Origin of the sequence: Ornithinibacillus xuwenensis (genome assembly GCF_039614845.1) — a bacterium.
Taxonomy (GTDB): domain Bacteria; phylum Bacillota; class Bacilli; order Bacillales; family Amphibacillaceae; genus Ornithinibacillus; species Ornithinibacillus xuwenensis.
Window position 1 is genome coordinate 100,552 of the sequence record NZ_JBDIML010000002.1, and the last position, 23,896, is coordinate 124,447.

General features: G+C 36.4%; 22 protein-coding genes. 19 read left to right on the forward strand and 3 right to left on the reverse strand.

Annotated features, from left to right (window positions below):
* Positions 1 to 122: 122 nt before the first annotated feature.
* Positions 123 to 827 carry a DUF554 domain-containing protein gene (locus ABC228_RS06335; protein WP_345824265.1) on the forward strand — a complete coding sequence of 235 codons (705 nt, stop codon included), beginning with the start codon at positions 123 to 125 and terminating at the stop codon, positions 825 to 827.
* Positions 828 to 1,002: 175 nt separating this feature from the next.
* On the opposite strand, the gene yyaC is transcribed toward ABC228_RS06335, so the two are convergent.
* On the reverse strand, positions 1,003 to 1,620 hold the full coding sequence (gene yyaC, locus ABC228_RS06340) for a spore protease YyaC (RefSeq protein ID WP_345824266.1): 618 nt from the start codon (positions 1,618 to 1,620) through the stop codon (positions 1,003 to 1,005).
* 83 nt (positions 1,621 to 1,703) lie between these two features.
* Between yyaC and ABC228_RS06345 the strand changes: the two genes are divergently transcribed.
* The 6 genes from ABC228_RS06345 to rpsR all read left to right on the forward strand — a co-directional run bounded on the left by ABC228_RS06345 (position 1,704) and on the right by rpsR (position 5,516).
* Positions 1,704 to 2,720: a YkvI family membrane protein gene (locus ABC228_RS06345; RefSeq protein ID WP_345824267.1), complete on the forward strand. Its 1,017-nt coding sequence runs from the start codon at positions 1,704 to 1,706 to the stop codon at positions 2,718 to 2,720.
* A gap of 30 nt (positions 2,721 to 2,750) precedes the next feature.
* Entirely contained in the window at positions 2,751 to 2,948 is a 198-nt protein-coding gene (locus ABC228_RS06350; protein WP_345824268.1) for a DUF951 domain-containing protein, read from the forward strand.
* Positions 2,949 to 3,160: 212 nt separating this feature from the next.
* On the forward strand, positions 3,161 to 4,261 hold the full coding sequence (gene ychF, locus ABC228_RS06355) for a redox-regulated ATPase YchF (RefSeq protein WP_345824269.1): 1,101 nt from the start codon (positions 3,161 to 3,163) through the stop codon (positions 4,259 to 4,261).
* Between the two features lie 197 nt (positions 4,262 to 4,458).
* The gene (gene rpsF, locus ABC228_RS06360; protein ID WP_345824270.1) at positions 4,459 to 4,746 is read left to right on the forward strand and encodes a 30S ribosomal protein S6; all 288 of its coding nucleotides are present in this window, start codon (positions 4,459 to 4,461) and stop codon (positions 4,744 to 4,746) included.
* 18 nt (positions 4,747 to 4,764) lie between these two features.
* On the forward strand, positions 4,765 to 5,235 hold the full coding sequence (gene ssb / locus ABC228_RS06365; protein WP_345824271.1) for a single-stranded DNA-binding protein: 471 nt from the start codon (positions 4,765 to 4,767) through the stop codon (positions 5,233 to 5,235).
* A 50-nt stretch (positions 5,236 to 5,285) separates the two neighbouring features.
* Positions 5,286 to 5,516 carry a 30S ribosomal protein S18 gene (rpsR, locus tag ABC228_RS06370; protein WP_345824272.1) on the forward strand — a complete coding sequence of 77 codons (231 nt, stop codon included), beginning with the start codon at positions 5,286 to 5,288 and terminating at the stop codon, positions 5,514 to 5,516.
* Positions 5,517 to 5,721: 205 nt separating this feature from the next.
* Here the strand turns inward: rpsR and ABC228_RS06375 are convergent, their stop codons facing one another.
* Positions 5,722 to 6,282 carry a hypothetical protein gene (locus ABC228_RS06375; RefSeq protein WP_345824273.1) on the reverse strand — a complete coding sequence of 187 codons (561 nt, stop codon included), beginning with the start codon at positions 6,280 to 6,282 and terminating at the stop codon, positions 5,722 to 5,724.
* A gap of 148 nt (positions 6,283 to 6,430) precedes the next feature.
* On the opposite strand from ABC228_RS06375, the gene ABC228_RS06380 reads away from it, so the two are divergent.
* From ABC228_RS06380 to ABC228_RS06430, 11 genes are all read left to right on the forward strand, one after another.
* Entirely contained in the window at positions 6,431 to 7,369 is a 939-nt protein-coding gene (locus ABC228_RS06380; protein WP_345824274.1) for a YybS family protein, read from the forward strand.
* A 220-nt stretch (positions 7,370 to 7,589) separates the two neighbouring features.
* Positions 7,590 to 9,563 (forward strand): DHH family phosphoesterase, encoded by a 1,974-nt coding sequence (locus ABC228_RS06385; RefSeq protein WP_345824275.1) that lies wholly within the window; start codon positions 7,590 to 7,592, stop codon positions 9,561 to 9,563.
* Entirely contained in the window at positions 9,560 to 10,006 is a 447-nt protein-coding gene (gene rplI / locus ABC228_RS06390) for a 50S ribosomal protein L9 (protein ID WP_345824276.1), read from the forward strand. Before ABC228_RS06385 ends, rplI begins: the two co-directional genes overlap by 4 nt.
* A gap of 40 nt (positions 10,007 to 10,046) precedes the next feature.
* Entirely contained in the window at positions 10,047 to 11,417 is a 1,371-nt protein-coding gene (gene dnaB, locus ABC228_RS06395; protein WP_345824277.1) for a replicative DNA helicase, read from the forward strand.
* Positions 11,418 to 11,623: 206 nt separating this feature from the next.
* Positions 11,624 to 12,913 (forward strand): adenylosuccinate synthase, encoded by a 1,290-nt coding sequence (locus tag ABC228_RS06400; protein ID WP_345824278.1) that lies wholly within the window; start codon positions 11,624 to 11,626, stop codon positions 12,911 to 12,913.
* A gap of 314 nt (positions 12,914 to 13,227) precedes the next feature.
* Positions 13,228 to 14,712, forward strand: coding sequence for a peptidoglycan DD-metalloendopeptidase family protein (locus ABC228_RS06405; RefSeq protein WP_345824279.1), 1,485 nt, complete (start codon positions 13,228 to 13,230; stop codon positions 14,710 to 14,712).
* A 186-nt stretch (positions 14,713 to 14,898) separates the two neighbouring features.
* Positions 14,899 to 15,603 (forward strand): response regulator YycF, encoded by a 705-nt coding sequence (gene yycF / locus ABC228_RS06410; protein ID WP_345824280.1) that lies wholly within the window; start codon positions 14,899 to 14,901, stop codon positions 15,601 to 15,603.
* Between the two features lie 5 nt (positions 15,604 to 15,608).
* Positions 15,609 to 17,438 carry a cell wall metabolism sensor histidine kinase WalK gene (gene walK / locus ABC228_RS06415; RefSeq protein WP_345824281.1) on the forward strand — a complete coding sequence of 610 codons (1,830 nt, stop codon included), beginning with the start codon at positions 15,609 to 15,611 and terminating at the stop codon, positions 17,436 to 17,438.
* A complete protein-coding gene (locus ABC228_RS06420; RefSeq protein ID WP_345824282.1) occupies positions 17,435 to 18,748 on the forward strand; it encodes a YycH family regulatory protein in 1,314 nt (437 codons plus the stop codon). Before walK ends, ABC228_RS06420 begins: the two co-directional genes overlap by 4 nt.
* Before the next feature lie 2 nt (positions 18,749 to 18,750).
* Positions 18,751 to 19,683, forward strand: coding sequence for a two-component system regulatory protein YycI (locus tag ABC228_RS06425; protein WP_345824283.1), 933 nt, complete (start codon positions 18,751 to 18,753; stop codon positions 19,681 to 19,683).
* The gene (locus tag ABC228_RS06430; RefSeq protein WP_345824284.1) at positions 19,680 to 20,465 is read left to right on the forward strand and encodes an MBL fold metallo-hydrolase; all 786 of its coding nucleotides are present in this window, start codon (positions 19,680 to 19,682) and stop codon (positions 20,463 to 20,465) included. Before ABC228_RS06425 ends, ABC228_RS06430 begins: the two co-directional genes overlap by 4 nt.
* A gap of 1,142 nt (positions 20,466 to 21,607) precedes the next feature.
* Here ABC228_RS06430 and ABC228_RS06435 read toward each other — a convergent pair.
* Entirely contained in the window at positions 21,608 to 22,510 is a 903-nt protein-coding gene (locus tag ABC228_RS06435) for a nuclease-related domain-containing protein (RefSeq protein WP_345824285.1), read from the reverse strand.
* Between the two features lie 188 nt (positions 22,511 to 22,698).
* Here ABC228_RS06435 and ABC228_RS06440 point away from each other — a divergent pair, with 188 nt between their 5' ends.
* Positions 22,699 to 23,886: a S1C family serine protease gene (locus ABC228_RS06440; RefSeq protein ID WP_345824286.1), complete on the forward strand. Its 1,188-nt coding sequence runs from the start codon at positions 22,699 to 22,701 to the stop codon at positions 23,884 to 23,886.
* Positions 23,887 to 23,896: the final 10 nt, after the last annotated feature.

A 23,896-nucleotide genomic window follows, 5' to 3' on the forward strand; every position in this document is an offset into this window, starting at 1 on the left:
ATAGTTTTCATACTCCAGTCTTTTTTCTTTACTGATAATATCGAGAAGAGCAAATAGGGGAATGTTTCACGTGGAACATTGGAGAAAAGTATAGCTAGAGATAGATAGAGAGGGAAATGGATATGGCTTTATATGGAACATTTGTTAATGGTGGGTTAATAATAGTTGGTTCTTTACTTGGCTTATTATTTACGAAAATACCGGAGCGATATAAAGAAACAGTGATGCACGGAATTGGACTTGCTGTAATATTAATTGGGCTGCAAATGGCGTTCTCAACAAAGGTCATCATTGTCGTATTATTAAGCTTGCTATTAGGCGCAATTGTAGGTGAGTTATTAAGGGTGGAAGAGCGGCTTAATGACTTAGGACATTGGATTGGTAGCAAGTTCACAGTAGCAGAGGACAGTGGATCAATTTCACAGGGATTTGTTACAGCTTCTCTAATATTTGTTGTTGGTGCAATGGCAATTATAGGTGCCCTTGATAGTGGAATTCGAGGAGATCATGAAGTACTGATTACAAAAGGAATTCTAGACGGATTTGTAGCACTTGTATTAACGACTACATTAGGTTTTGGTGTTGTTCTCTCTGTTATACCAGTTGTATTGTATCAAGGATCAATTGCTTTATTAGCAACACAAATTGAAAATTGGATTCCTGATACCTTTTTAAATGGTTTAATTGTAGAATTAACTGCTGTTGGTGGAATATTAATTGTTGCAATTGGGCTAAATATGTTAAAGATTGTCCAAATAAGGATTGGAAATCTATTACCTTCTATCCTTACAGTGGTACTTGTCTATTATATCTATCAATTATTCTAAGGAATACACAAGGAGCTTTGTAAACACACAAAGCTCTTTTTTATTTGGGAAACAGGATTGTACCACTTAAAAATACTAGAATGAACAGATAGAATAGCTTGTATTCACATCCAAAGAGCCGAACTTGTAAATTACGTTATATACAGGCAAGCCGAGACGTGAACCACTATCCTTTTTATAATAATTTTTCTTTTATTTGTGGTAAGACAATTGCAGGTGTCATATAACTTGAGATAAGCTGTTGATCAACATAATCAAGTAAGTTTGCAATGTTTTTAGCCATTTCAACAACAATGGAGAGGCGTGTGTTTTGTAAAACAGAGTACTCCATAAATCCGCTAATATTAACGACGCCAGTAATATGAACGTCACCAATAGGAGGTAAAGGTTTATTTAATGCTGCCCCAGGCTTTAGTGCACCTTCACAAGCGATGATTTGTCCAACGGAACTTGTCTTTCCCAAACATGCATCAATAGCTATAATGAAAGGATTTTTATGCTGCTGATTAATTAATTGTATATAGTCCTGTAAATTGGTTGCATGTACAGGATCTTGTAGTGTTCCATAGACTGACATATGCTTCAACTTTTTATCTTGTAAATATGTACCTGTTAATGGACCTAAAGCATCTCCGGTAGAACGGTCAGTTCCTACACAAACAATTACATATTCTTTTGGAACATTTGGAAACCAGGCAATAAGCTGCTCACTCATCGACTCACAAAGGTTTGTGTCCGTATGAAGCATCCTAAAGGATTCAATTTTTGGCGTTAAACGACTCTTTAGATTCATAGGTTCTCCTCCACATACATATTGATAATAGTATACGGATTAAATATAGATTTTATACATAGATCATTAATGGAGGAGAACAAATGTGGAAATCAGGATTCAAATGGATGTTCTTAATAATAGGGACAACAATAGGAGCTGGCTATGCATCAGGTAGAGAATTATGGGAGTTTTTTGGTCATGGAAGTGGACTAGCTATTGTACTATTTGTTTTATTCTTCACGGTATCCTGTAATGTAATTATGACGATTAGTCATAAAAAAGCTACAACGGAATACCGACCCGTGTTAAAAGTAATCGTAGGGAAGAAGCTGTTACCAATCTATGATTTAATGGTACTATTATATCTGTATACAACAACAGTAGTGATGTTGTCGGGCAGTGGTGCTACTGGACAAGCCTTTAATTTCTCCTATTCGTGGGGGATTGCGTTTATTGTTATAATGCTCATCATATTATTTTTAAGAGATATAAGTGGTTTACTTTCCATTAACCAGATTATCTTACCGGTTCTAATTATTGGATTACTATACGTTTTACTATCGTTTACAATTGATGAGAAACTGGACTTATTTTCGCATTGGCGCGAGCAAAATAATTGGACAGCAGCTTTCCCTTTTACAGCCTTAAACATACTTCCTTTAATTGCTGTATTAGGAGCAGTAGGTAATAAGGTAACTTCAAAGAAAGAAATATGGGTAGCCAGTATTGGAAGTGGGCTAATACTTGGAGTAGTGACTTATATCTATAATAATAGCTTGATTCAAATTGCAGACGAGCTGTTACTATATGAGATTCCGTTATTTGCAATACTAAGTAATTATCCATTTAATATGGTATTATTTATGTCTGTGTTACTATGGTTTGCAATTTTTACAACGGCAGCATCCGGAATACTAGGGATTACAACTAGAATTCGGGACTATTTTAAGCTACCATTTTGGTTGCTAGTCATCCTTATTTTAGCTACAATGATACCATTAACAACAGTAGGATTTTCAACCTTAATTAGTATATTATATCCATTATATGGGTTACTGAATTTATACGTATTAACAAGACTATTACTATTCCCTATTTGGAATAATATGGAAAAATAACAATTAAATAAAGGATAAGGGGAACAGACAATGGTAGATAAGGAATTTCAATTACATGATGTTGTTCAAATGAAAAAGCCTCATCCATGCGGGGAAAATCGTTGGAAAATAATCAGAATGGGAATGGATATTCGAATTAAATGCTTAGGGTGTGATCATAGCGTTATGATACCTCGTAAAGACTTTACGAAAAAGCTAAAAAAGGTTTTAGAAAAAGCGTCAGAGTAAGATTTTATAATAGACTGAATTGTAATAAAATGGTAAAATTAGTAATAGATAGAGAGAGAGAACAAAAAATAATAGGGTAAAAAAGTAAAAATAGGCCTCATTATGATGCCTATTTTTACTTTTTGCTTGCTTGTCTTTTTCTTTTCTAAAATCTATAATTGGTATATTGAACGCGTTCAGAGTTGAATGGAATCCTTAAGGAGTGGAAATGAATGGCTTTAACAGCAGGAATCGTCGGACTTCCAAACGTAGGTAAGTCTACTTTATTTAATGCAATTACACAGGCAGGAGCAGAGGCAGCAAATTATCCATTTGCTACGATTGATCCGAATGTCGGTATGGTGGAAGTGCCAGACGAACGATTAAATAAATTAACAGCATTAGTTAATCCGAAGAAAACAGTACCAACTACATTTGAATTTACAGATATTGCTGGGATTGTAAAAGGTGCAAGTAAAGGGGAAGGATTAGGAAACCAATTCCTTTCACATATTCGTCAGGTAGATGCAATTTGTCAGGTTGTTCGTTGCTTCGTAGATGAAAATATTACACATGTATCTGGTAAAGTTGATCCAATTGATGATATAGAAATCATCAATTTAGAATTAATTCTAGCAGACTTAGAAACCGTCAATAAGCGTTACCAACGAGTTGAAAAGCTTGCAAAGCAAAAGGATAAAGAAGCTTTAGTTGAATTTGATATTCTATCGAAGCTAAAATCTGGATTAGAAGAAGAAAAACCAGTACGTGCGATTGAATTTAGTGATGAACAGCAAAAAATAGTAAAAGGATTACATCTATTAACGAGCAAACCAATGTTATATGTTGCCAATGTTGGTGAAGATGAGGTTGTAGAACCAGAAAATAATCCTAATGTACAAAAAGTAAAAGAATACGCAGAAAATGAAGGTGCAGAGGTCATTGTCATTTGTGCGAGAATTGAAGAAGAGATAGCTGAGCTCGATCAAGAGGAAAAAGAGATGTTCCTAGAAGAATTAGGCATCGCTGAATCTGGTCTTGATAAACTTATTAAAGCCTCTTACAGCCTTTTAGGTCTTGCTACATATTTCACAGCAGGTGAACAAGAGGTTCGTGCCTGGACTTTCCGAAAAGGAATTAAAGCACCACAAGCAGCTGGAATTATTCATACTGATTTTGAAAGAGGATTTATTCGTGCTGAAACAGTATCATATGATGATTTAGTGGAAGCTGGTTCGATGGTACAAGCTCGTGAAAAAGGTAAGGTGCGATTAGAAGGAAAAGAATACATTGTAAAAGATGGCGATGTCATTCACTTCCGTTTTAATGTATAAGGGTTTAAAAAAAACTGCTACTACAACTAAATTACGGTAGCATAACGTAAAAAGGATCTCTCGAAGACTTGTTATTTCATATAATGTTTGTTATAATACACTATTGTGAGTAATGAATTTAAATTACTCCTTGCTCTTGTTGTGAAAGCTTGCTTTCAATAAATAGGGGCCGCTAAGACCAAAAGGAGGTGTAACGGATGAGAAAGTATGAAATCATGTACATCATCCGCCCAGACATGGAAGAGGAAGCGCAAACTAGCTTAATCGAGCGTTTCAATGGTATCTTAACTGATAATGGGGCGGAGATTCAAAAAGTTGACGAAAAGGGCAAAAAACGCCTAGCTTATGAAATCAACGATTACCGTGATGGATATTATGTTGTGATTAACTTTACAGGCGATGAAAAATCAATTAATGAATTTGATCGTTTAGCTAAGTTTTCTGAAGATATTATTCGTCACATTGCAGTTCGAGAAGATGAATAATAATAAGGAGTGGTTCTGATGTTAAATCGTGTCGTTCTTGTCGGCAGGTTAACGAAGGATCCTGATTTACGTTATACACCAAATGGAGTAGCAGTAGCCAATTTTACAGTTGCGGTTAATCGTCCTTTTTCTAACCAACAAGGTAATAGAGAAGCTGACTTTATTAACTGTGTAATTTGGAGACGACCAGCAGAAAACCTTGCTAATTTCATGAAAAAAGGCGGGTTGATCGGTGTTGATGGACGCATTCAAACACGTTCATTTGAAGGTCAGGATGGAAAAATGGTATATGTCACTGAAGTTGTTGCTGATAGTGTACAATTCCTAGAGTCAAAAGGCTCTTCTCAAAATAGAGGAGGACAAGACTCATATTCACCAGGATTCCAACAAAATCAGAACCAAAACCAAAATCAGAATCAATTTGAGGATGATCCATTTAAAGATAATGGTCAACCAATTGATATCTCTGATGATGATTTACCATTTTAATATAATTGAACTTGAAAAATATAAAATAAAATAAGTAAGGAGGGATTCGTGTGGCAGCTCGTCGTGGACGCGCTAAGCGTCGTAAAGTGTGTTTCTTCACAGCAAATGGAATTACACACATCGATTACAAAGACGTTGATCTTCTAAAACGTTTCGTTTCTGAACGTGGAAAAATTCTTCCTCGTCGTGTAACTGGAACTTCTGCGAAATATCAACGCAAACTTACAATTGCTATTAAACGTGCTCGTCAAATGGCATTATTGCCATATGTTGCTGAGTAATATGAAAAGAGGTTATCTTAATCAAGATAACCTCTTTTTTATCTTCTGGTTCAAGAACGTAGCAGGTATGAATAAGTAAACTCATCTAGTGAGGTAATACTACTAATTGCGAATCATATAATACGATTAACATGTAATGGATAACACCATTCTTGGAAATAACTGTAATATAGCTACAGAACATCCATAACATCTTTTTACAGAATTAGTTTCGTTTTGGATATACAACGATTATTCGTGTCAGAACAATAATGGTATAGACCATGGTCATTAATAAATATGCATCTGAAATTGGGAAGAAAATAGCAAAGATCGCATACAACATGAATGGGATTGTTGCTGTATATGCAATCATCTTCCATAGGATTTGTAGCTTTAATTTACGGTGCATCACCTTTGCAATCCATGTGAAAATATATGCCAATACGGTAATCATGACAAATACCATAATGGTTAATATTAAATAATAAAACATAAAGAAATAGATTAACTGAAAAACAATGTTCATATCAGAACCTATACCAGTAGTATTTGATAACTGATCAACTAATGAAGGAATGGAAACAATCAATAATAATAGAAACATATAGAAGATGGTCGTATCCATTGCAATTCGATTCAATTTAAATACTGCTTGTTTTGATGGTAGCTTGATACTTAATAAAAATGTCTGCCAAAAAACCATATTTTTCAATCCTTTTATTAACAATTCATTTATATTATAATGGAAATTAGTCGATAAAGCTTTAAGAATCTCTCTAATCATCAGCTTCTTCCATACTTCTATCTTTTTCCTAGGCTTCCTCCATAGAATGGTTTACTTGAAAACACGTACTCATTCTAATACCATCAACCCAATTAATCATGTTATCATAATATAATAAGCTCTTTACAATGTTATGAGGTGCAATTTAATGAATAATTCGAAACAACTAATCGATGGAGCATTATTAACAGCAGTATTTATCGTGCTTTTTCTTGTTTCTATGTATGTTCCAGGAATATCACTATTTACAGCATTACTATTAGCTGTTCCATTTATCCTGTTCTCAGCTAAATATGACTGGAAATCTTCTTTAATTATGTTAGTAGTTGCAGCTACTTTATCGATGTTATTTGGATCGCTAATCGCTTTACCAGTGCCAATTATGGCAGCATTAGGGGGAATTATGATAGGCTCGGCAATCTATCACGATTACTCTCCATATGAAACATGGGCCAGAGGAACAGTAGGGTTTGTTCTTGGTATTCTATTCTCTTTTGTATTTAATCTATATGTAGTAGATGTGAATTATTTAGATGTATTTAATGAACAAATTGATCAAATTATGGATATGAGCCATGAGATGATAATGGATTTAGGGATGGATGAAGAATATGAAGCGCAATTTACTTTATTAGAACAGCAAGTGGAGATGTTTAAAAACCTAGTACCATTTGGAATTGTTTTGGCATCTATTCTATTAGCATTACTAAATCAGTGGTTAAGCTATAAATTATTAAATCGTTTGGAGAGAAAGCAATTACACTTTCCAAGGTTCCGCAATTTGCGTTTTCCAACAGGATTAATATGGATCTATTTATTAGCTATTATTATTTCATTATTTCAAGCCGATTTAAATGAACCTGTTGTCATTGCGCTACAAAATATTTTAACACTTGTTGGTCTTTTCATGATTATTCAAGGCTTTTCATTCATTTTCTTTTATGTGCATCATAAACATTTATCAAAAGCAATACCAGTTATTGCTATTGTATTAACTGTGTTTTTTGCACCAATACTCCTTCCATTGGTGCGAATCTTAGGTATAATTGATATAGGGTTTGGACTCAGAAGTCTAATCAAGAAATAATCGAACGTTATCCGATTGAAGACGTACAATTAAAGCCTCTGCGAATAAAGTGGGTACAAAAATCGGATATAGGTAGTCATGAATCATTTTGGAATTGAAAAACCGTATTGTCCAAAAACATAAGTTATCAATTGCGATTGATCCTAAGGGACAAGAGAGATACTGTCTTTTCAAATAATGGAATGGTTGATAGTATCTAGCAGTAGGAGCTGAATATTTAATGTCAGATATTTTTAAAAGACCAAAGCTAAGTAAACATTTATTGTTTATCTACATGGTAGCCATCATACTCCTTGGATTTCTATGGTATTTCGAATGGATTCTCGGTAGTATTATGACAGTATTATTAGCGGTGTCTTTTTACTATACCGTACAGGTAGAAAGAAAATTAACCGATGAAACGGAACAATATATTTCAACTTTATCTTATCGTGTTAAAAAGGTTGGAGAAGAAGCCCTTCTTGAAATGCCAATTGGTATTGTCCTATTTAGTGAAGATTATAATGTAGAATGGACAAACCAATATATGAATCAGTTCGCAGAAGAAGATACGATTGTTGGGCAATCCTTAAATATTATATCGGAAGAATTGATTCCGATGATTAGGGAAAATAATGATGAATTTCGTATTGTCCTCGGGGAATATGAATTTCAAGCAATGATACGAAAAGAAGAAAGACTAATTTATCTATTTGATAGAACGGAACAAGGAGAACTTGAAACGCTCTATAAGAATGATAAAACAGTGTTATTCATTATATTTCTCGATAATTATGATGAAATCACCCAAAACATGGATGATACGTTAAAAAGCCAGCTTAACTCAGAAGTGACGTCGTTTTTAAATCAGTGGTCCCATGATAATGGTTTATATTTAAAACGTACTTCTCAAGATAGATTTTTAGCTGTTGGAACTAGAGAGATCTTAGATCAATTAGAACGGACGAAGTTTGATATATTAGATGAAATGCATGAGCTCAACTCAGAACTAGATATTCCAATTACTTTAAGTATTGGAGTTGGTGTAGGTGATTCACCTTTACCAGAATTAGGTGTTTTGGCACAATCAAGCTTAGATTTAGCATTAGGTAGAGGTGGCGATCAGGTTGCCATTAAGGATGACTCTGGAAAGGTTCGTTTCTACGGTGGAAAATCAAATCCAATGGAAAAACGTACCCGTGTTAGAGCCAGAGTTATTTCTCATGCATTAAAAGATTTAGTAAAAGCTAGTGACCGAGTTATTATTATGGGGCACCAAGCGCCTGATATGGATTCAATCGGTTCTGCTATTGGTATTTTAAATATAGCGCAAACAAATGGTGTTGATGGTTATATTGTATTTGATCCAGATGATGTGAGTACTGGTGTGCACAGATTAGTAGACGCAATCAAAACGGAATCTAGTATATGGCAGCACTTTATTGACCCAGAAGCGGCTGAAGATTTGATAACAGGTCGTAGTTTAATTGTAGTCGTTGATACACATAAGCCAACGATGGTGGTAAGTAAACGACTATTAAGCAAAACAGAATATAAGGTCGTGATTGATCATCATAGACGTGCAGAAGAATTTATTGAAAATCCTACCTTGGTTTATATGGAACCATATGCATCATCTACTGCTGAATTAGTCACGGAATTATTGGAATACCAACCAAAAGGTCAAAAGCTAAAAATGCTGGAAGCAACGGCATTATTAGCTGGTATCATTGTCGATACGAAGAGCTTCACCTTAAGAACCGGATCACGTACATTTGATGCAGCATCCTATTTACGTGCCAAAGGTGCTGATACGGTGTTAGTTCAACAATTCTTAAAAGAAGACCTAGACTTATATATAAAACGTAGTAAACTTATTGAAAAGACTCAGCTCTATCGTCACTCCATTGCTATTTCAAAAGCTGACCCTGGTGATATCTGCAGTCCTGTATTAATCGCTCAGACAGCTGATACGTTATTAACGATGACAGGCATTTCTGCCTCATTTGTTATTGCGGAGCGAAGTGATGGAAAAGTTGGCATTAGTGCTCGATCATTAGGCGAGATCAATGTCCAAATTATTATGGAGAAAATGGATGGCGGAGGTCATTTGACAAATGCTGCCACACAAATAGAAGGTAAGACTATAGAAGAAGCAGAACTATTATTAAAAGAAATACTGGATGAGTACTATGAGGGGAGAGAAACAGAATGAGAGTAATATTCTTAAAGGATGTTAAAGGAAAAGGTAAAAAAGGTGAAGTAAAGAACGTTTCGGACGGTTATGCTAGAAACTTTTTATTAAAAAATAATTTAGCAGAAGAAGCAACAGCAGGAAATATGAAGGCGTTAGAAGCGAAACAACGTAAAGATAAGCAGCTAGAACAAGAAGAGAAGGACGAAGCTGTTCAATTGAAAAATAAAATTGAAAGCCTAGAGGTTACCTTAAAGGCTAAGTCTGGTGATGGTGGTAGATTATTTGGCTCTATTACTAGCAAACAAATTGCAGATGCTTTAAATAAAGATCACGGAATAAAGATTGATAAACGCAAGATTGAATTAGACCAGCCAATACGTGCTTTAGGCTATACGAATGTTCCAATTAAACTTCATGTTGAGGTTACCGGGATGGTAAAAGTACATGTTGTTGAACAATAAGCAATTTCGCGTCTCTGAAGTAAAAGGGGGAAACTAGATCATGAGTGAATGGAATGATAGAACTCCACCACATAATATTGAAGCTGAACAAGCCGTTATCGGTGCTATCTTTCTTGAACCAGAGGCATTTTCAACAGCATCAGAACTATTGATGCCAGGTGATTTTTATCGAGCAAGTCACCAACGAATTTTTGAAACGATGTTAAAGCTTGCTGATCGAGGAGAACCGATTGACTTAGTAACCGTAACGTCTGATCTTTCCAATAGCAAGCATTTAGAAGAAGCAGGGGGAGTATCATACTTAACGCAATTAGCGGAGAGTGTGCCTACTGCTGCAAATATAGAATACTATAGTAAGATTGTGGAAGAAAAAGCAATTCTCCGTCGTTTAATTCGTACCGCTACAGACATTGTGACAGAAACCTTTACGAGAGAAGATGAAATAGAGGATGTCCTAAATGAAGCGGAAAAAAGTATCTTAGATGTTTCTGGACGGAAAAATACCGGAAGCTTTAAAGTAATCAAAGACGTCTTAATTGATGTGTACGATAAAATCGAATTGCTTCACCAAAGTAGTGCCGATGTAACAGGTATTCCAACTGGTTACCGTGATTTAGATCGGATTACATCTGGATTTCAACGCAATGACCTCATTATTGTAGCGGCTCGTCCGTCAGTAGGTAAAACGGCATTTGCCTTAAATATAGCGCAAAATGTTGCCGTCAATACAGATGAGAATGTAGCGATATTTAGTTTGGAGATGGGTGCTGACCAGCTCGTCCAACGTATTCTATGTGCAGAGGGAAATATCGATGCACAGCGTTTACGTAGCGGAAAATTAGAGGCAGATGACTGGAGTAAGCTAACCATGGCAATGGGAAGCCTTTCAAATGCAGGAATTTATATCGATGACACACCTGGAATTCGTGTCAATGAAATCCGTTCAAAATGTAGAAGATTGAAGCAGGAGCATGGCTTAGGAATGATCTTAATTGATTATCTTCAGTTAATTCAAGGTAGTGGCAAATCTGGTGAAAACCGTCAGCAGGAAGTTTCAGAGATTTCCCGTTCCTTAAAAGGACTAGCTCGTGAGCTGAATGTTCCACTAATTGCTTTATCACAGCTTTCACGTGGTGTTGAACAACGTCAGGACAAGCGACCAATGATGTCCGACCTTCGTGAATCTGGAAGTATTGAGCAGGATGCTGATATTGTTGGGTTCTTATACCGTGATGACTATTATGATAAAGAATCAGAGAAACAAAATATTATAGAAATCATTCTAGCAAAACAACGTAATGGTCCAGTTGGAACTGTCGAATTAGCCTTTGTGAAGGAATATAATAAATTCGTTGATTTAGATCATCGTTATCAACAAAGCGATGTGCCACCTGAACCAGTTCACGCATAGCAAAAACAGCCTGATAGTTTTTATCAGGTTGTTTTTTTGTTTGGTTTGAAATACGAATCTATGAAAATAGCAAAATAACGAACAATTAGATTGCATTACAATTTAATATTCGTGTTTACGTTGACTATTTACATAAATACTGATAAACTAACGAAGGGTAATATATAAAAAACATATAATGATTGAAATAATCTTGGAGGTGCACAATGTCCTCAGTAGTAGTAGTTGGAACGCAATGGGGCGATGAAGGTAAAGGAAAGATAACGGACTTTCTTTCGCAAAACGCAGAAGTAGTTGCTCGCTATCAAGGTGGTAATAATGCAGGGCACACGATTAAATTTGATGGTGTAACCTATAAGTTGCATTTAATCCCATCGGGAATATTTTTTCAAGAAAAGATTTGTGTATTAGGTAATGGAATGGTAATTGATCCAAAAGCATTTATAGAGGAGATTGCTTACCTACATGAAAGAAATGTCTCGACTGATAATTTGAAAATAAGTAACAGAGCACATGTCATCCTACCATACCACTTAAAATTAGATATATTGCAGGAAGAAGAAAAGGGCGAAAACAAAATCGGCACAACCAAAAAAGGTATTGGGCCGGCTTATATGGATAAAGCAGCAAGATCGGGAATTCGTATTGCGGATTTATTAGACAAGGATGTTTTCCGACAAAAACTAGAACAGAATTTAAAAGAGAAAAATCGCCTTTTTGAAAAGGTATATGAAGTGGAACCATTAAATGTTGAGGATATACTAGAGGAATATTATGAGTATGGACAAGCAATGGCGAAATATGTATGTGATACATCTGTGGTCTTAAATGATGCTCTCGATGAAGGAAGACGAGTATTATTTGAAGGTGCACAGGGTGTTATGCTAGACATTGACCAAGGGACATATCCTTTTGTTACATCATCCAATCCAATTGCAGGTGGCGTGACCATCGGTTCTGGTGTTGGGCCAACGAAAATCAAGCACGTTGTGGGTGTATCAAAAGCATATACAACAAGAGTTGGTGATGGTCCCTTCCCTACAGAGCTTCACGATGAAATCGGCCATCAAATTCGTGAGGTTGGTCGTGAATATGGTACGACCACAGGAAGACCTCGTCGTGTAGGTTGGTTCGACAGCGTTGTGGTTCGACATGCGAGAAGAGTTAGTGGGATTACGGATTTATCACTTAACTCACTAGATGTATTAACGGGAATTGAAACATTAAAAATTTGTGTAGCTTATAAGTATAAGGGCAACATCATAGAAGAATTTCCAGCTAGTCTAAAGTCACTAGCTGAATGTGAGCCAGTATATGAGGAAATGCCTGGTTGGACTGAGGATATTACAAATGTAAAAAGCTTAAATGAACTGCCAGAAAATGCGCGTCATTATTTAGAGCGAATCGCTCAATTAACACAAATTCCATTATCCGTATTTTCCGTTGGACCAGACAGATCACAAACAAATGTGGTAAGAAGTGTCTATAGTAACTAAAAATGATAGGAGAGCAGAATATTTCTGCTCTCTTTTTTCGTCATTGAATTACATTGTTGTTACATGAATGTAAAATAATTGTATAAAATTGGAATAAATAACTGAAAAACTACATATTTTTCACTTATTTTCATGTGAAACAACGGTTTTTCGTAAAAAAATGTTACTTATTATACATTTTGTTTACAAAAGCACGGATTCTGTTCCTAACCAAATTAAATTATGGTAGATTTATAGAGGACCTAAATAGGTCTTTTAATCTATGAACATAATCATTTCTATCATATATAAAATTGGTAATAGGGGGGAAGCAAGTGGTCTTTTGGAAAGCTAAGGAAGCACAACAAGTTAAAGACAACAAGAACCTGCTTAAAAGAACGATAATTAGTACAGGACTTGTAACGATATTGACTACAGGAATTGTTTTTGCTGAAGAATCGAATAATGTGGAGACGGTGTACCACGTATATGTTGACGGAAAGCATATTGGTCAGGTAAATGATCAAGAGGTTGTTGATCAAATTATCGAATCCAAGCTTCGTGAATCAGGAGAACAGTATGAGGATGTTAATCTAACAATCAATCAAAAAGTTGATTATGTATCAGAGGTCGTATTTAATCCTACATATGATAATTCTTATATTAGTGATTACTTACAAGATAACCTTGCTGTCCAAGCACAAGCAATTGAATTAACAATAGGTGATAAAGTAGTTGGATACTTTGAAAGCCAAGAAGAAGCCGAAAAAGTAATTCAGGACTATAAATTAAAATATGTCGATAGTAAGACATTGGAATTAGTAGAATCTGCAAAATCTACTGAAGAAGAATCAGACGATCCCCAAGTCGCTGATGCTCCAGTTCAACCAGCAGATCTTGCAGTTGGTGACTCTGTTATATTAGACGTTGTATTATCAGAGGAAGTTTCATTTTCCGAGAAAAAAGTAGATCCAAAGGAACTACTAGATGTAGAAGCGGGACTTGAATTATTAGAAAAAGGTACGCTTGAAGAAGAGAAGCATACTGTTAAAGAAGGAGAAGTCTTGGGTGCTATTGCATCTCAGTATGACTTATCCCTCGATACGTTACTAGAATTAAACCCTTCTATTGATGAGGATACGCTAATCCAAATCGGTCAGGAATTAAACGTAACCGAATTAAAGCCTTTTGTTGATGTTGTGGTGAAGAAGGAAGAAAAGAAAGAAGAAACCATCACATATGAAACAGAGGTTGTGGAATCAGATGAATTATTTAAAGGTGACCAAGAGGTTACACAAGAAGGATCAGATGGTGAGAAGGTTGTCCATTATGCAATCGAAATTCGCAATGGACAAGTCACCGAACGAAATGTAGTAGAAGAGGAAGTTGTGAAAGAGCCTGTTAATAAAGTGATTGTAAAAGGAACTAAGGTCATCCCATCACGTGGAACAGGAACATTAAGCTGGCCAGCGGTTGGAGGATATATCTCAAGTCATGTTGGCTATCGTTGGGGCTCCTTCCATAAGGGAATTGATATTGCAGGTCCATCCAATCGTACTATAAAGGCTGCAGATAATGGAACAGTAGTCTTTGCTGGATACCAAGGTGGATTTGGTAATAAGATTGAAATTAACCATAACAATGGAATGAAAACAATCTATGCACATCTTTCTTCTATTAATGTAAGTGTTGGTCAAACCGTTCAACAAGGACAACAAATTGGAATTATGGGTTCAACCGGAAATTCTACTGGAATTCACTTGCATTTTGAAGTATACAAGAATGGTCAATTGCAGAACCCACTTGATTATTTAAACTAATAATAAATAACAAAAGATAGAAGAAGCTGGCTCAAGAGTGTATCATGTTGAGTCAGCTTTCTTTCATAATTAGGAAATGATGAGGAACAAGACATTTCAACTGAATTACGTTAAAATAAAGAAAATACACGATGAACATAAATGGTTTTCTTTAATTTTGATGAAAAATAAAAAGGAAGTGATATCGTGGTCCAAAAAATCTTAGTAGTAGACGATGAACAACCAATTGCAGATATATTAAAATTTAACTTAGAAAAAGAAGGCTATGAAGTTGTATGTGCTTATGATGGTGATGATGCTATCAAGCTTGCTGAAGAAGAAAAACCAGATTTAATTTTATTAGATATTATGTTACCGAATAAAGATGGTAATGAGGTATGTCGTGAAATACGGAAAACCCAAACAATACCGATTATTATGCTGACAGCGAAGGATTCTGAGATCGATAAAGTCTTAGGATTAGAGCTTGGCGCGGATGACTATGTAACCAAACCATTTAGTAATCGGGAATTGATTGCACGTGTAAAAGCAAATCTACGCAGGCAACAAAATGCTCCAGAGGAGTCAACAAAGGAAAACAAGGATATTACAATTGGTTCACTTGTTATTCATCCAGATGCCTATACCGTATCAAGAGATGGAAAGCAAATAGAACTAACCCATCGTGAATTTGAATTGTTACACTACCTAGCCCGTCATATTGGGCAAGTCATGACTCGTGAGCATCTCCTAGAAACCGTATGGGGATATGACTATTTTGGGGATGTAAGAACGGTCGATGTAACGGTAAGAAGACTGCGAGAAAAAATAGAGGAAAATCCAAGTAATCCAACATGGATCGTAACACGTCGAGGTGTTGGTTATTATTTACGTAATCCTGATCAGGAGTAGGTTTTATGCATAAAGTCGGTTTTTTTCGATCGATACAATTAAAATTTATTATAATCTTTATCTTACTATTGCTAGTTGCTGTGCAAGTAATTGGCTCTTATTTTTCCTATTCCTTGGAAGAGAAGCTTACGACAAATTTTAAAGATACGGTTGATGGACAGATTGAATTATTGACACATTACGTAGAGGATGCATTCAATAAAGAGCGTAAAGATGATGAACAGAAAACTACTTTGCAGCAGGATTTACAGGGAATTATTCGCGATATTGATACGAATAGTTCCTGGAATCTATTAGTCGTAAATAGTCAAAGTCAAATTCTTGCCACTAACAATTATTCCGATCAAGGCAATGTTGGGAAAAAGACTACGAATCAAAACATTCTTAAAGCGATTGTTTCAGGTAGTGAACAAGAATACCGTAATAAAGATATTGATAACAATCGAGTCTATATAAAGGTAACGCCAATATTAGATATGGACGGGGAAGCAATTGGAGCAATCTATGTAAAGGCTTCTTATGAAAGTATCTATGATCAGTTAGAAGAAATTAATCAAATCTTCTTAAATGCTTCTATTTTGGCTGTTATTGTCTCAGCGTTAATCGGTATATTAGTGGCTCGTGCAATAACGAAGCCAATTATGGAGATGCGTAAACAAGCACAAATCATGGGGAAAGCAGACTTTACGCAGAAGGTAAATGTATATGGCACAGACGAGATCGGTCAGTTGGCCATTGCCTTTAACGATTTAAATGATCAATTAAAGCACTCCTATGCTAAAACAGAAGAGGAAACTCGTAAGCTGAATTCTGTTTTAGAGAATATGTCCGATGGGGTAATTGCTACCGATGAAACGGGTGCAGTGACATTAATGAATGAGGCTGCCACTATTCTACTTGGCACTAATACAGAGGATAGTTATGGGGAATACCTGGTCGATGTCCTGAAGTTAGATGAAAAGATTGTGGATTTATCCGATTTACAAGAAAGTGGCTCGATGATAATCGATTTCAGCGATGATACTGATATTTTCTTAATCCGAGCTAATTTTTCGACGGTAACCGATGAATATAATGAGATAACTGGCTTTATCACGGTAATTAGTGATGTTACCGAACAAGAGAAATTAGAGCAGGATCGCCGGGAGTTTGTATCCAACGTATCCCATGAGTTAAGAACACCATTAACAACCATGAAAAGCTATATAGAAGCCTTATTAGATGGTGAGTGGCAAAATAAAGAAATTGCACCGAAGTTTCTGGAAGTAACGCAGAATGAAACCGATCGAATGATTCGAATGGTTAATGATTTACTGCAACTATCAAAAATTGATAACAAGGAACATCAGCTACAGAAGGAACGTACAGACTTTATTAGCCTATTCAATCATATTATTGATCGTTTCGAGTTCAATGTTCCAGAGCATATTGAGTTTGTTCGAGAATTACCGAACGAAAAGCTGTTTGTTTGGATTGATAAGGACAAATTAATACAAGTGATGGATAATATTATTTCAAATGCTATTAAATATTCACCAGAGGGTGGAAAGATAATCTTTAAAGCTGTAAAGCAAAAACATCAAGTACTCGTTTCGGTTGAGGATCAGGGCATGGGAATAGCTCATGACAAATTGGAAAAGATCTTTGAACGTTTCTATCGTGTGGATAAAGCGCGTACGAGAAAGCTTGGTGGTACCGGATTAGGTCTTGCCATATCAAAGGAATTAGTCGAAGCACATTACGGGAAGATTTGGGCAAAGAGTAAAGAAGGTAAAGGAACGACAATAATATTTACACTACCGCTGATGGGTAAGAAGCGGAGGTATAACAAATGAACCTTGAAGTAGTGAAATCCTATGCATTAGTTATTTTAGTTTGTATTAGTTTTATGCTAACGTTTAGCCTCTGGAGTTATCAATCTACCAATAAACTGGTGGAAGAAGGCGGGTATGTAAGTCAAGAGGACATGGATCTAGATGGGACAGTTGAAACGAAGAAATCACTAATCCAGCCCTATATGCTTATTTTTGATGAATACAATCATTATTCTGGATTTGAAGATCCAACAGATCGCCAAGCACTGTATAAGGATATGCAAGAATGGGTCCTTTACAATATACGAATTAATGAGGCAAATGGGAAGCCAGATGATGATAAAAAGATCGAGATGATTTTCCCAGATGCATTACCAATGAAACTAATTCCGAGCTTGTTTACGATTAATAATACAGAAGAGATAAGACTACCAGAAAATGTCTTATTTGAGAGGGTATATATAACCTTTACATCGAATAATTCCTTAACATTTACCTTCTTATCAACAGATGGACAAACGCAAGTTCAATTTGATGTGAATAATACGCAAAAACGCGATTTGTTACAAAGCTATATGAATGGCGAGGAAGAGTTAATAGCGTATGAAGTAATAGAGGAATCGGAACACGCTATCTATATTCCTAGTGATTCGATCACCTTTATGAAGTACTCCAGTAATTATGCAGAAATTGATCCGAATAAAATGCGGAATGCCCTATTTCAAGAACCATCTAGAGCCATTATTAACCAATCAGAAGAAAATGAACTATGGTTTCAGGATAGTCAACGAACTATGCAAGTCTATAGTAATAGAATTGGAATGGAATTTGTTAATCCGTTGGAGTATTTAGGTAATCAAATCGATATACTGGATTTGTTAGATAAAAGCATCACGAGAACGAATAGTTATAAAGGCTGGACTCAGGAATTTCATCTAGAGAATTTGGATAGTTCATTGAGTTCGTTTCGTTATCGCATGTTCTATAATGGCTATCCGGTCTTTAGCAATGATAATCTCGCTATGATAGAAGAGCTATGGATAAATAATGAGCTATCAGAGCTGAAGCGACCATTATTTAATATTACCAACATTCGTGAAGATGTCGAGGTAGAACTGCCATCTGGAAGTGAGATTATCTCTTATTTAGAAGATTATTCGGCAATCGAACTTAGTGAAATACAAGATATTCAAGTAGGTTACCGATTAAGCTATCAGGAAACACCAATTAAGAAATTATCGTTTACACCTACCTGGTACATGAAGGTAAATGACAACTGGGAGCCTATTTCAATTGATGATGAGCTACTATTTAGTAAGGGAGTGAGCTGAGGATGAAATGGGGGCAAATTAAAACATTATTTATCCTCTGCTTTTTACTTCTTGATATTTATTTGCTGAATCTTGTTATTCAAAAACAAAGAAGTGAAGACCTTGCTGTGCTTGACTCAGGCCAGGGAGTAGAAGCAGCAATCGAAGAAAGCTTAGAAGGCGGTAATATTGTCCTACCAGATGACCTACCGGAAAATTTACCGGATGAAGGATTTGTTAGGATAAGGCAGAAATCATTTAAGGATTCGGAGATTAAGCAGATTGAAGCCTTAGAAAATCAGGAAATAAATGTTGTGAATAATACGTTCATTCTCTCATTAATTAATAACAAGATTGTTGTTCCAGAAAATGCTAAGGAAGAAACCATAGCAGAATTGGTCTCCTCTCATGTATACTTAGGTGATGAGTACCAATTTGCGTACTGGGATAAATCGAATAATATCCTTGTATTTTTCCAAATGAAAAATAATAGACCTGTCTATTATAATGTAAATGGTATGATCTTCATTTACCTAAATGATAACAATGAGGCAATTGCTTATACCCAATCGGTATTAGGAGAGCCAGAGGTTGAGAGTGAAAAGAAATCTCTGTTAAAACCTTTAAGTGCAGTGAATAAACTATATGAGAATAACCTTATCATTTCTGGTGATAAAGTAACCGAAGTAGAAATGGGACTGTATACACAGCTTCCATTGGATAGTGGACAGCAACTGTTAGCACCTACTTGGAAAATAACCGTTAATGATTCTCGGGATCGATTTGTAAATGCGATTGAGCAAATTGTCGTTCCAGTCGATCAAAACTATGTTCGAAATGTACTCGAAATAAGTATTGAAAACACAAGAGCGCTAGAGGGAGAAGAAGAATTTAAAGAAAGCATGCTAGAGATTTTAAATAGTAAGCTTGAAAATAATCGGAGTGAAGCATCATGACATTGCGTTTTAGTGTCCTAGCATCAGGCAGCACTGGTAATGCCTTTTATATAGAGTCAGATAAAGAGAAATTACTAGTAGATGCAGGGCTTAGTGGGAAGCAAATGGACAAGCTATTTCATGAGGTACAAGTATCTCCAGCAGAATTATCCGGAATATTAGTGACACATGAGCATAGCGACCATATTAAAGGGTTAGGTATCATAGCAAGAAAATACAATCTACCTATCTATGCCAATGAGAAAACGTGGAAGGCAATGGATGGTTCGATTGGCAAGCTATCACTTGATCAAAAATTTGTCTTTAAGATGGAAGAAACAAAGACCTTTGGTGATATTGATGTGGAATCTTTTGGCGTATCACATGATGCTGCGGAGCCAATGTTTTATACGTTTCGCAACAACAATAAAAAGGTCGCCCTGGTAACAGATTTAGGTTATGTATCCGAAAGAATTAAGAAGACCGTTGAAGGTGCGGACGCCTATATATTCGAAGCTAATCACGATGTAGGCATGCTTCGAATGGGACGTTACCCATGGAGTGTAAAAAGACGTATCTTAGGTGACTCCGGCCACGTATCAAATGAAGATTGTGGATTGGCGTTAACCGATATTATTGATAACAATACAAAACGAATCTATTTAGCACATCTAAGCAAAGATAATAATATGAAAGACTTGGCTCGGATGTCTGTTGATAATATCTTACAAGAGCGCGGCATTAAAATGGACTTGTATGATACAGATCCAAGTGCACCAACCGCCATGTATGAAGTAGTGTAGCGTAAATTCTACACTACTTTTTTTGTTGGGAAGAGGGAGCGGATGAGAATGGTGGCTGGAGTGTGTGTTTTGAGCAGAAGTTGGGACCGAAAAGTGCATGAGAGGCGCTCTCAAGTGTGTTTTGAGCGGGGATTGGGTTTGAAAAGTGCATGAGGAGGGTTCTCATGTGTGTTTTGAGCAGAATTTGGGTCCGAAAAGTGCGTGAGGGGTGCTCTCATGTATGTTTAGAGCAGAAATTGGGTTCGAAAAGTGCATGAGGGGTGCTCTCATGTATGTTTTGAGCAGAATTTGGGTTCGAAAAGTACATGAGGGAGGCTGTCATGTATGTTTTAAGCAGAAATTGGGTCCGAAAAGTACATGAGGAGGGCTCTCATGTATGTTTTGAGCGGGGATTGGGTTTGAAAAGTGCATGAGGGGGGTTCTCATGTGTGTTTTGAGCAGAAAATGAGTCCGAAAAGTGCATGAGGGAGGTTGTCATGTATGTTTTAAGCAAAATTTGAGTCCGAAAAGTACATGAGGGAGGTTGTCATGTATGTTTTAAGCAGAAATTGGGTTCGAAAAGTACATGAGGAGGGCTCTCATGTATGTTTTGAGCGGGGATTGGGTTTGAAAAGTGCATGAGAGAGGTTGTCATGTATGTTTGAGCGGGGATTGGAGTTGAAAAGTGCACGAGGAGTGTTCTCATGTTTGTTTTGAGCAGAAATTGATTCCGAAAAGTACATGAGGGGTGCTCTCATGTATGTTTTGAGCGCAAATTGGAGTTGAAAAGTGCACGAGGAGTGTTCTCATGCATGTTTTGAGCGCAAATTGGGTCCGAAAAGTGCATGAGGAGTGTTCTCATGTATGTTTTAAGCAGAAATTGAGTCCGAAAAGTACATGAGGGGTGCTCTCATGTATGTTTTGAGCAGAATTTGGGTCCGAAAAGTGCATGAGGGGGCTTCTCATGTGTGTTTTGAGCAGAAAATGAGTCCGAAAAGTACATGAGAACCCCTCTCATGTATGTTTTAAGCAGAAAATGAGTCCGAAAAGTGCGTGAGATCCCTCTTCATGCATGTTTAAAATCCAAAATATGCATGAAACCAAATCCATCCTCTGCGCTCGCCTACTTATTGCGCAATATAGCACCGCCCCAGCACCACTGTTTATTCAAAATACGACCATCGGTTATTCTTTATATGCTCCATGTTTTTCTTAAGAATCTTTTCAATTCTCCGCTTAGATACTTCAACCTTGCACCAATCATAAATAAGATTGGTAGTTATTTTGGATTTCGGTAAAAGAAGCTGAATTTCCTGTACGGTTCGTATGACGGCATCTGCGAAAGCCTCTTGATATTCACATGCTTGACAGATGAGTTTATGACCTTCAATGGTGCTTGTAAAGGAAGAACATGCCTTGCAAGTTATGCCTTTTCGTAAGCTTTCCTCATGATATGCTGGTATTTGCGTATATGGAGATTCATGTTGATGAAGCGAAACTAACTTCTTTGCAAGAGCTTTATGTTGGTTGCTCAGCTTAATAGGTGTGGCATTCAATTGTCTTAAGAAACTATTGATTTGCGTGGGATAAATAAAGGATTTATCAAGAGGAGCTTGATATAAAGTGAACTCGGGGTTAATGAAGATAACAGAAGTATTTAGCGCAAAATTAAATCCTAAGCTTTGTAATAGTTGACGTAGTAAGGATTCGGTTCTGTTTAATTGAATCAGTGGATTAACGATTTCAAAGCTAGGTTTTTTGTAGATTCGGTCAGAGTCATATAGATAATCGCCTTCATAATTTTTGACCTCAAATACGTAGATTGTATTTGCAATGATCATGGTGTCGATTTGGAAGGTGGTGTTATTTACTTTTAATAACAAATCGTTGAGTATGAGGTACCCCTCTTGCAGGCTACTTAACTTTTTATCAAATAACAACTCGCCTTCATATCCTTTTTTTAGATTGCGGTAATGCTGTTTTTCTTTTTCTGATAAAACGAACCTATTTTTAAGCACCTCTAGAATTATTAGTTCGGGAGAGGCTGTTCGAGATTTGTATTCCATATTTCACTTCCTTCATAAAAAGTTTTATATACTAAATCTAGTATAAAATTCTATCATTTGCAAAATATTACATAATTTTAACCAGGAAACGGATTTCTTCGGTTTAATCCGTCTGATGTTGACCATAATATAAATATGATTTTCATGTAGCCAGAACGAAATTTGGCTAGTAAAAGGAGTACTTATAAATGGGATATTACAATAGTCACTACCCACCAAATCCTCATCGAAATAGAGGAAATCGTTGGGTAATACCTTTATTATTGGGGATTGTGATTGGCATTCTATTGGTTACAGTCGCTTTACCGAAAGTATTGCAAACCGATTCGAGTCAAGGCACGGTTAATAGGGACTCCAATAATCCCAATACCGATCAGATTGTCTCTGTAGATGTATCTACGCGAATAACAGAGATTGTTGAGGTTGTTTCGCCAACGGTTGTTGGCGTAACCAATATTCAACATCAGTCTGATTTCTGGGAGCAGCAAGAGGCAAGTGAGGCTGGAACTGGTTCTGGTGTTATTTATAAAAAAGATGATCAATATGCCTATGTTGTAACGAATCATCATGTTATTGATGGAGCAGATGAGATTGAGGTTCTGTTAAGTGATGATACGATATTGAAAGCGGAATTATTGGGTGATGACTTATTTTCTGATCTAGCTGTTTTACGGATAGATGGTGATGTGATTGATAAAACCATTGAACTTGGAAGCTCCGAAAAGCTAAAGGTTGGAGAGCCTGTTATTGCCATTGGAAATCCGTTAGGCCATATGTTTTCTGGTTCGGTGACACAAGGAATTGTCAGTGGGACGCAGCGAACGATTCCACAGGATTTCAATTTAGATGGACGTGCAGACTGGCAGGCAGAGGTATTGCAAACAGATGCAGCAATCAATCCAGGAAACAGTGGTGGTGCACTTATCAACATGGATGCCCAGTTAATCGGAATTAACTCCATGAAAATAAATCAGGAAGCGGTTGAAGGGATTGGCTTTTCCATTCCCATTGATTCTGCTAGACCGATAATTGATGAATTAGAGAAGACTGGTGAGGTGAAGCGACCATACTTAGGGGTTGAGATTTATTCCTTAGAAGAAATTCCTCATTTAGAATGGTCGGAAACATTAAATCTTCCGAACGATGTCAAGGGTGGCGTCTATGTATGGAGTGTTGAAGCACTATCACCTGCAGATGAAGCGGGATTACAGCGTCTAGATGTTATTACACACTTAGATGATAAGCCAATTATGAATATAATTGACCTAAGAAAAATCTTATACCAAGAGAAAGAGGTTGGTGATGAGATTAAGATTACGTATTATCGCGATGGAGAACGTGTGAATACAACGATGACCTTAGGGGTTCAACAATAAGAAAGTTTAA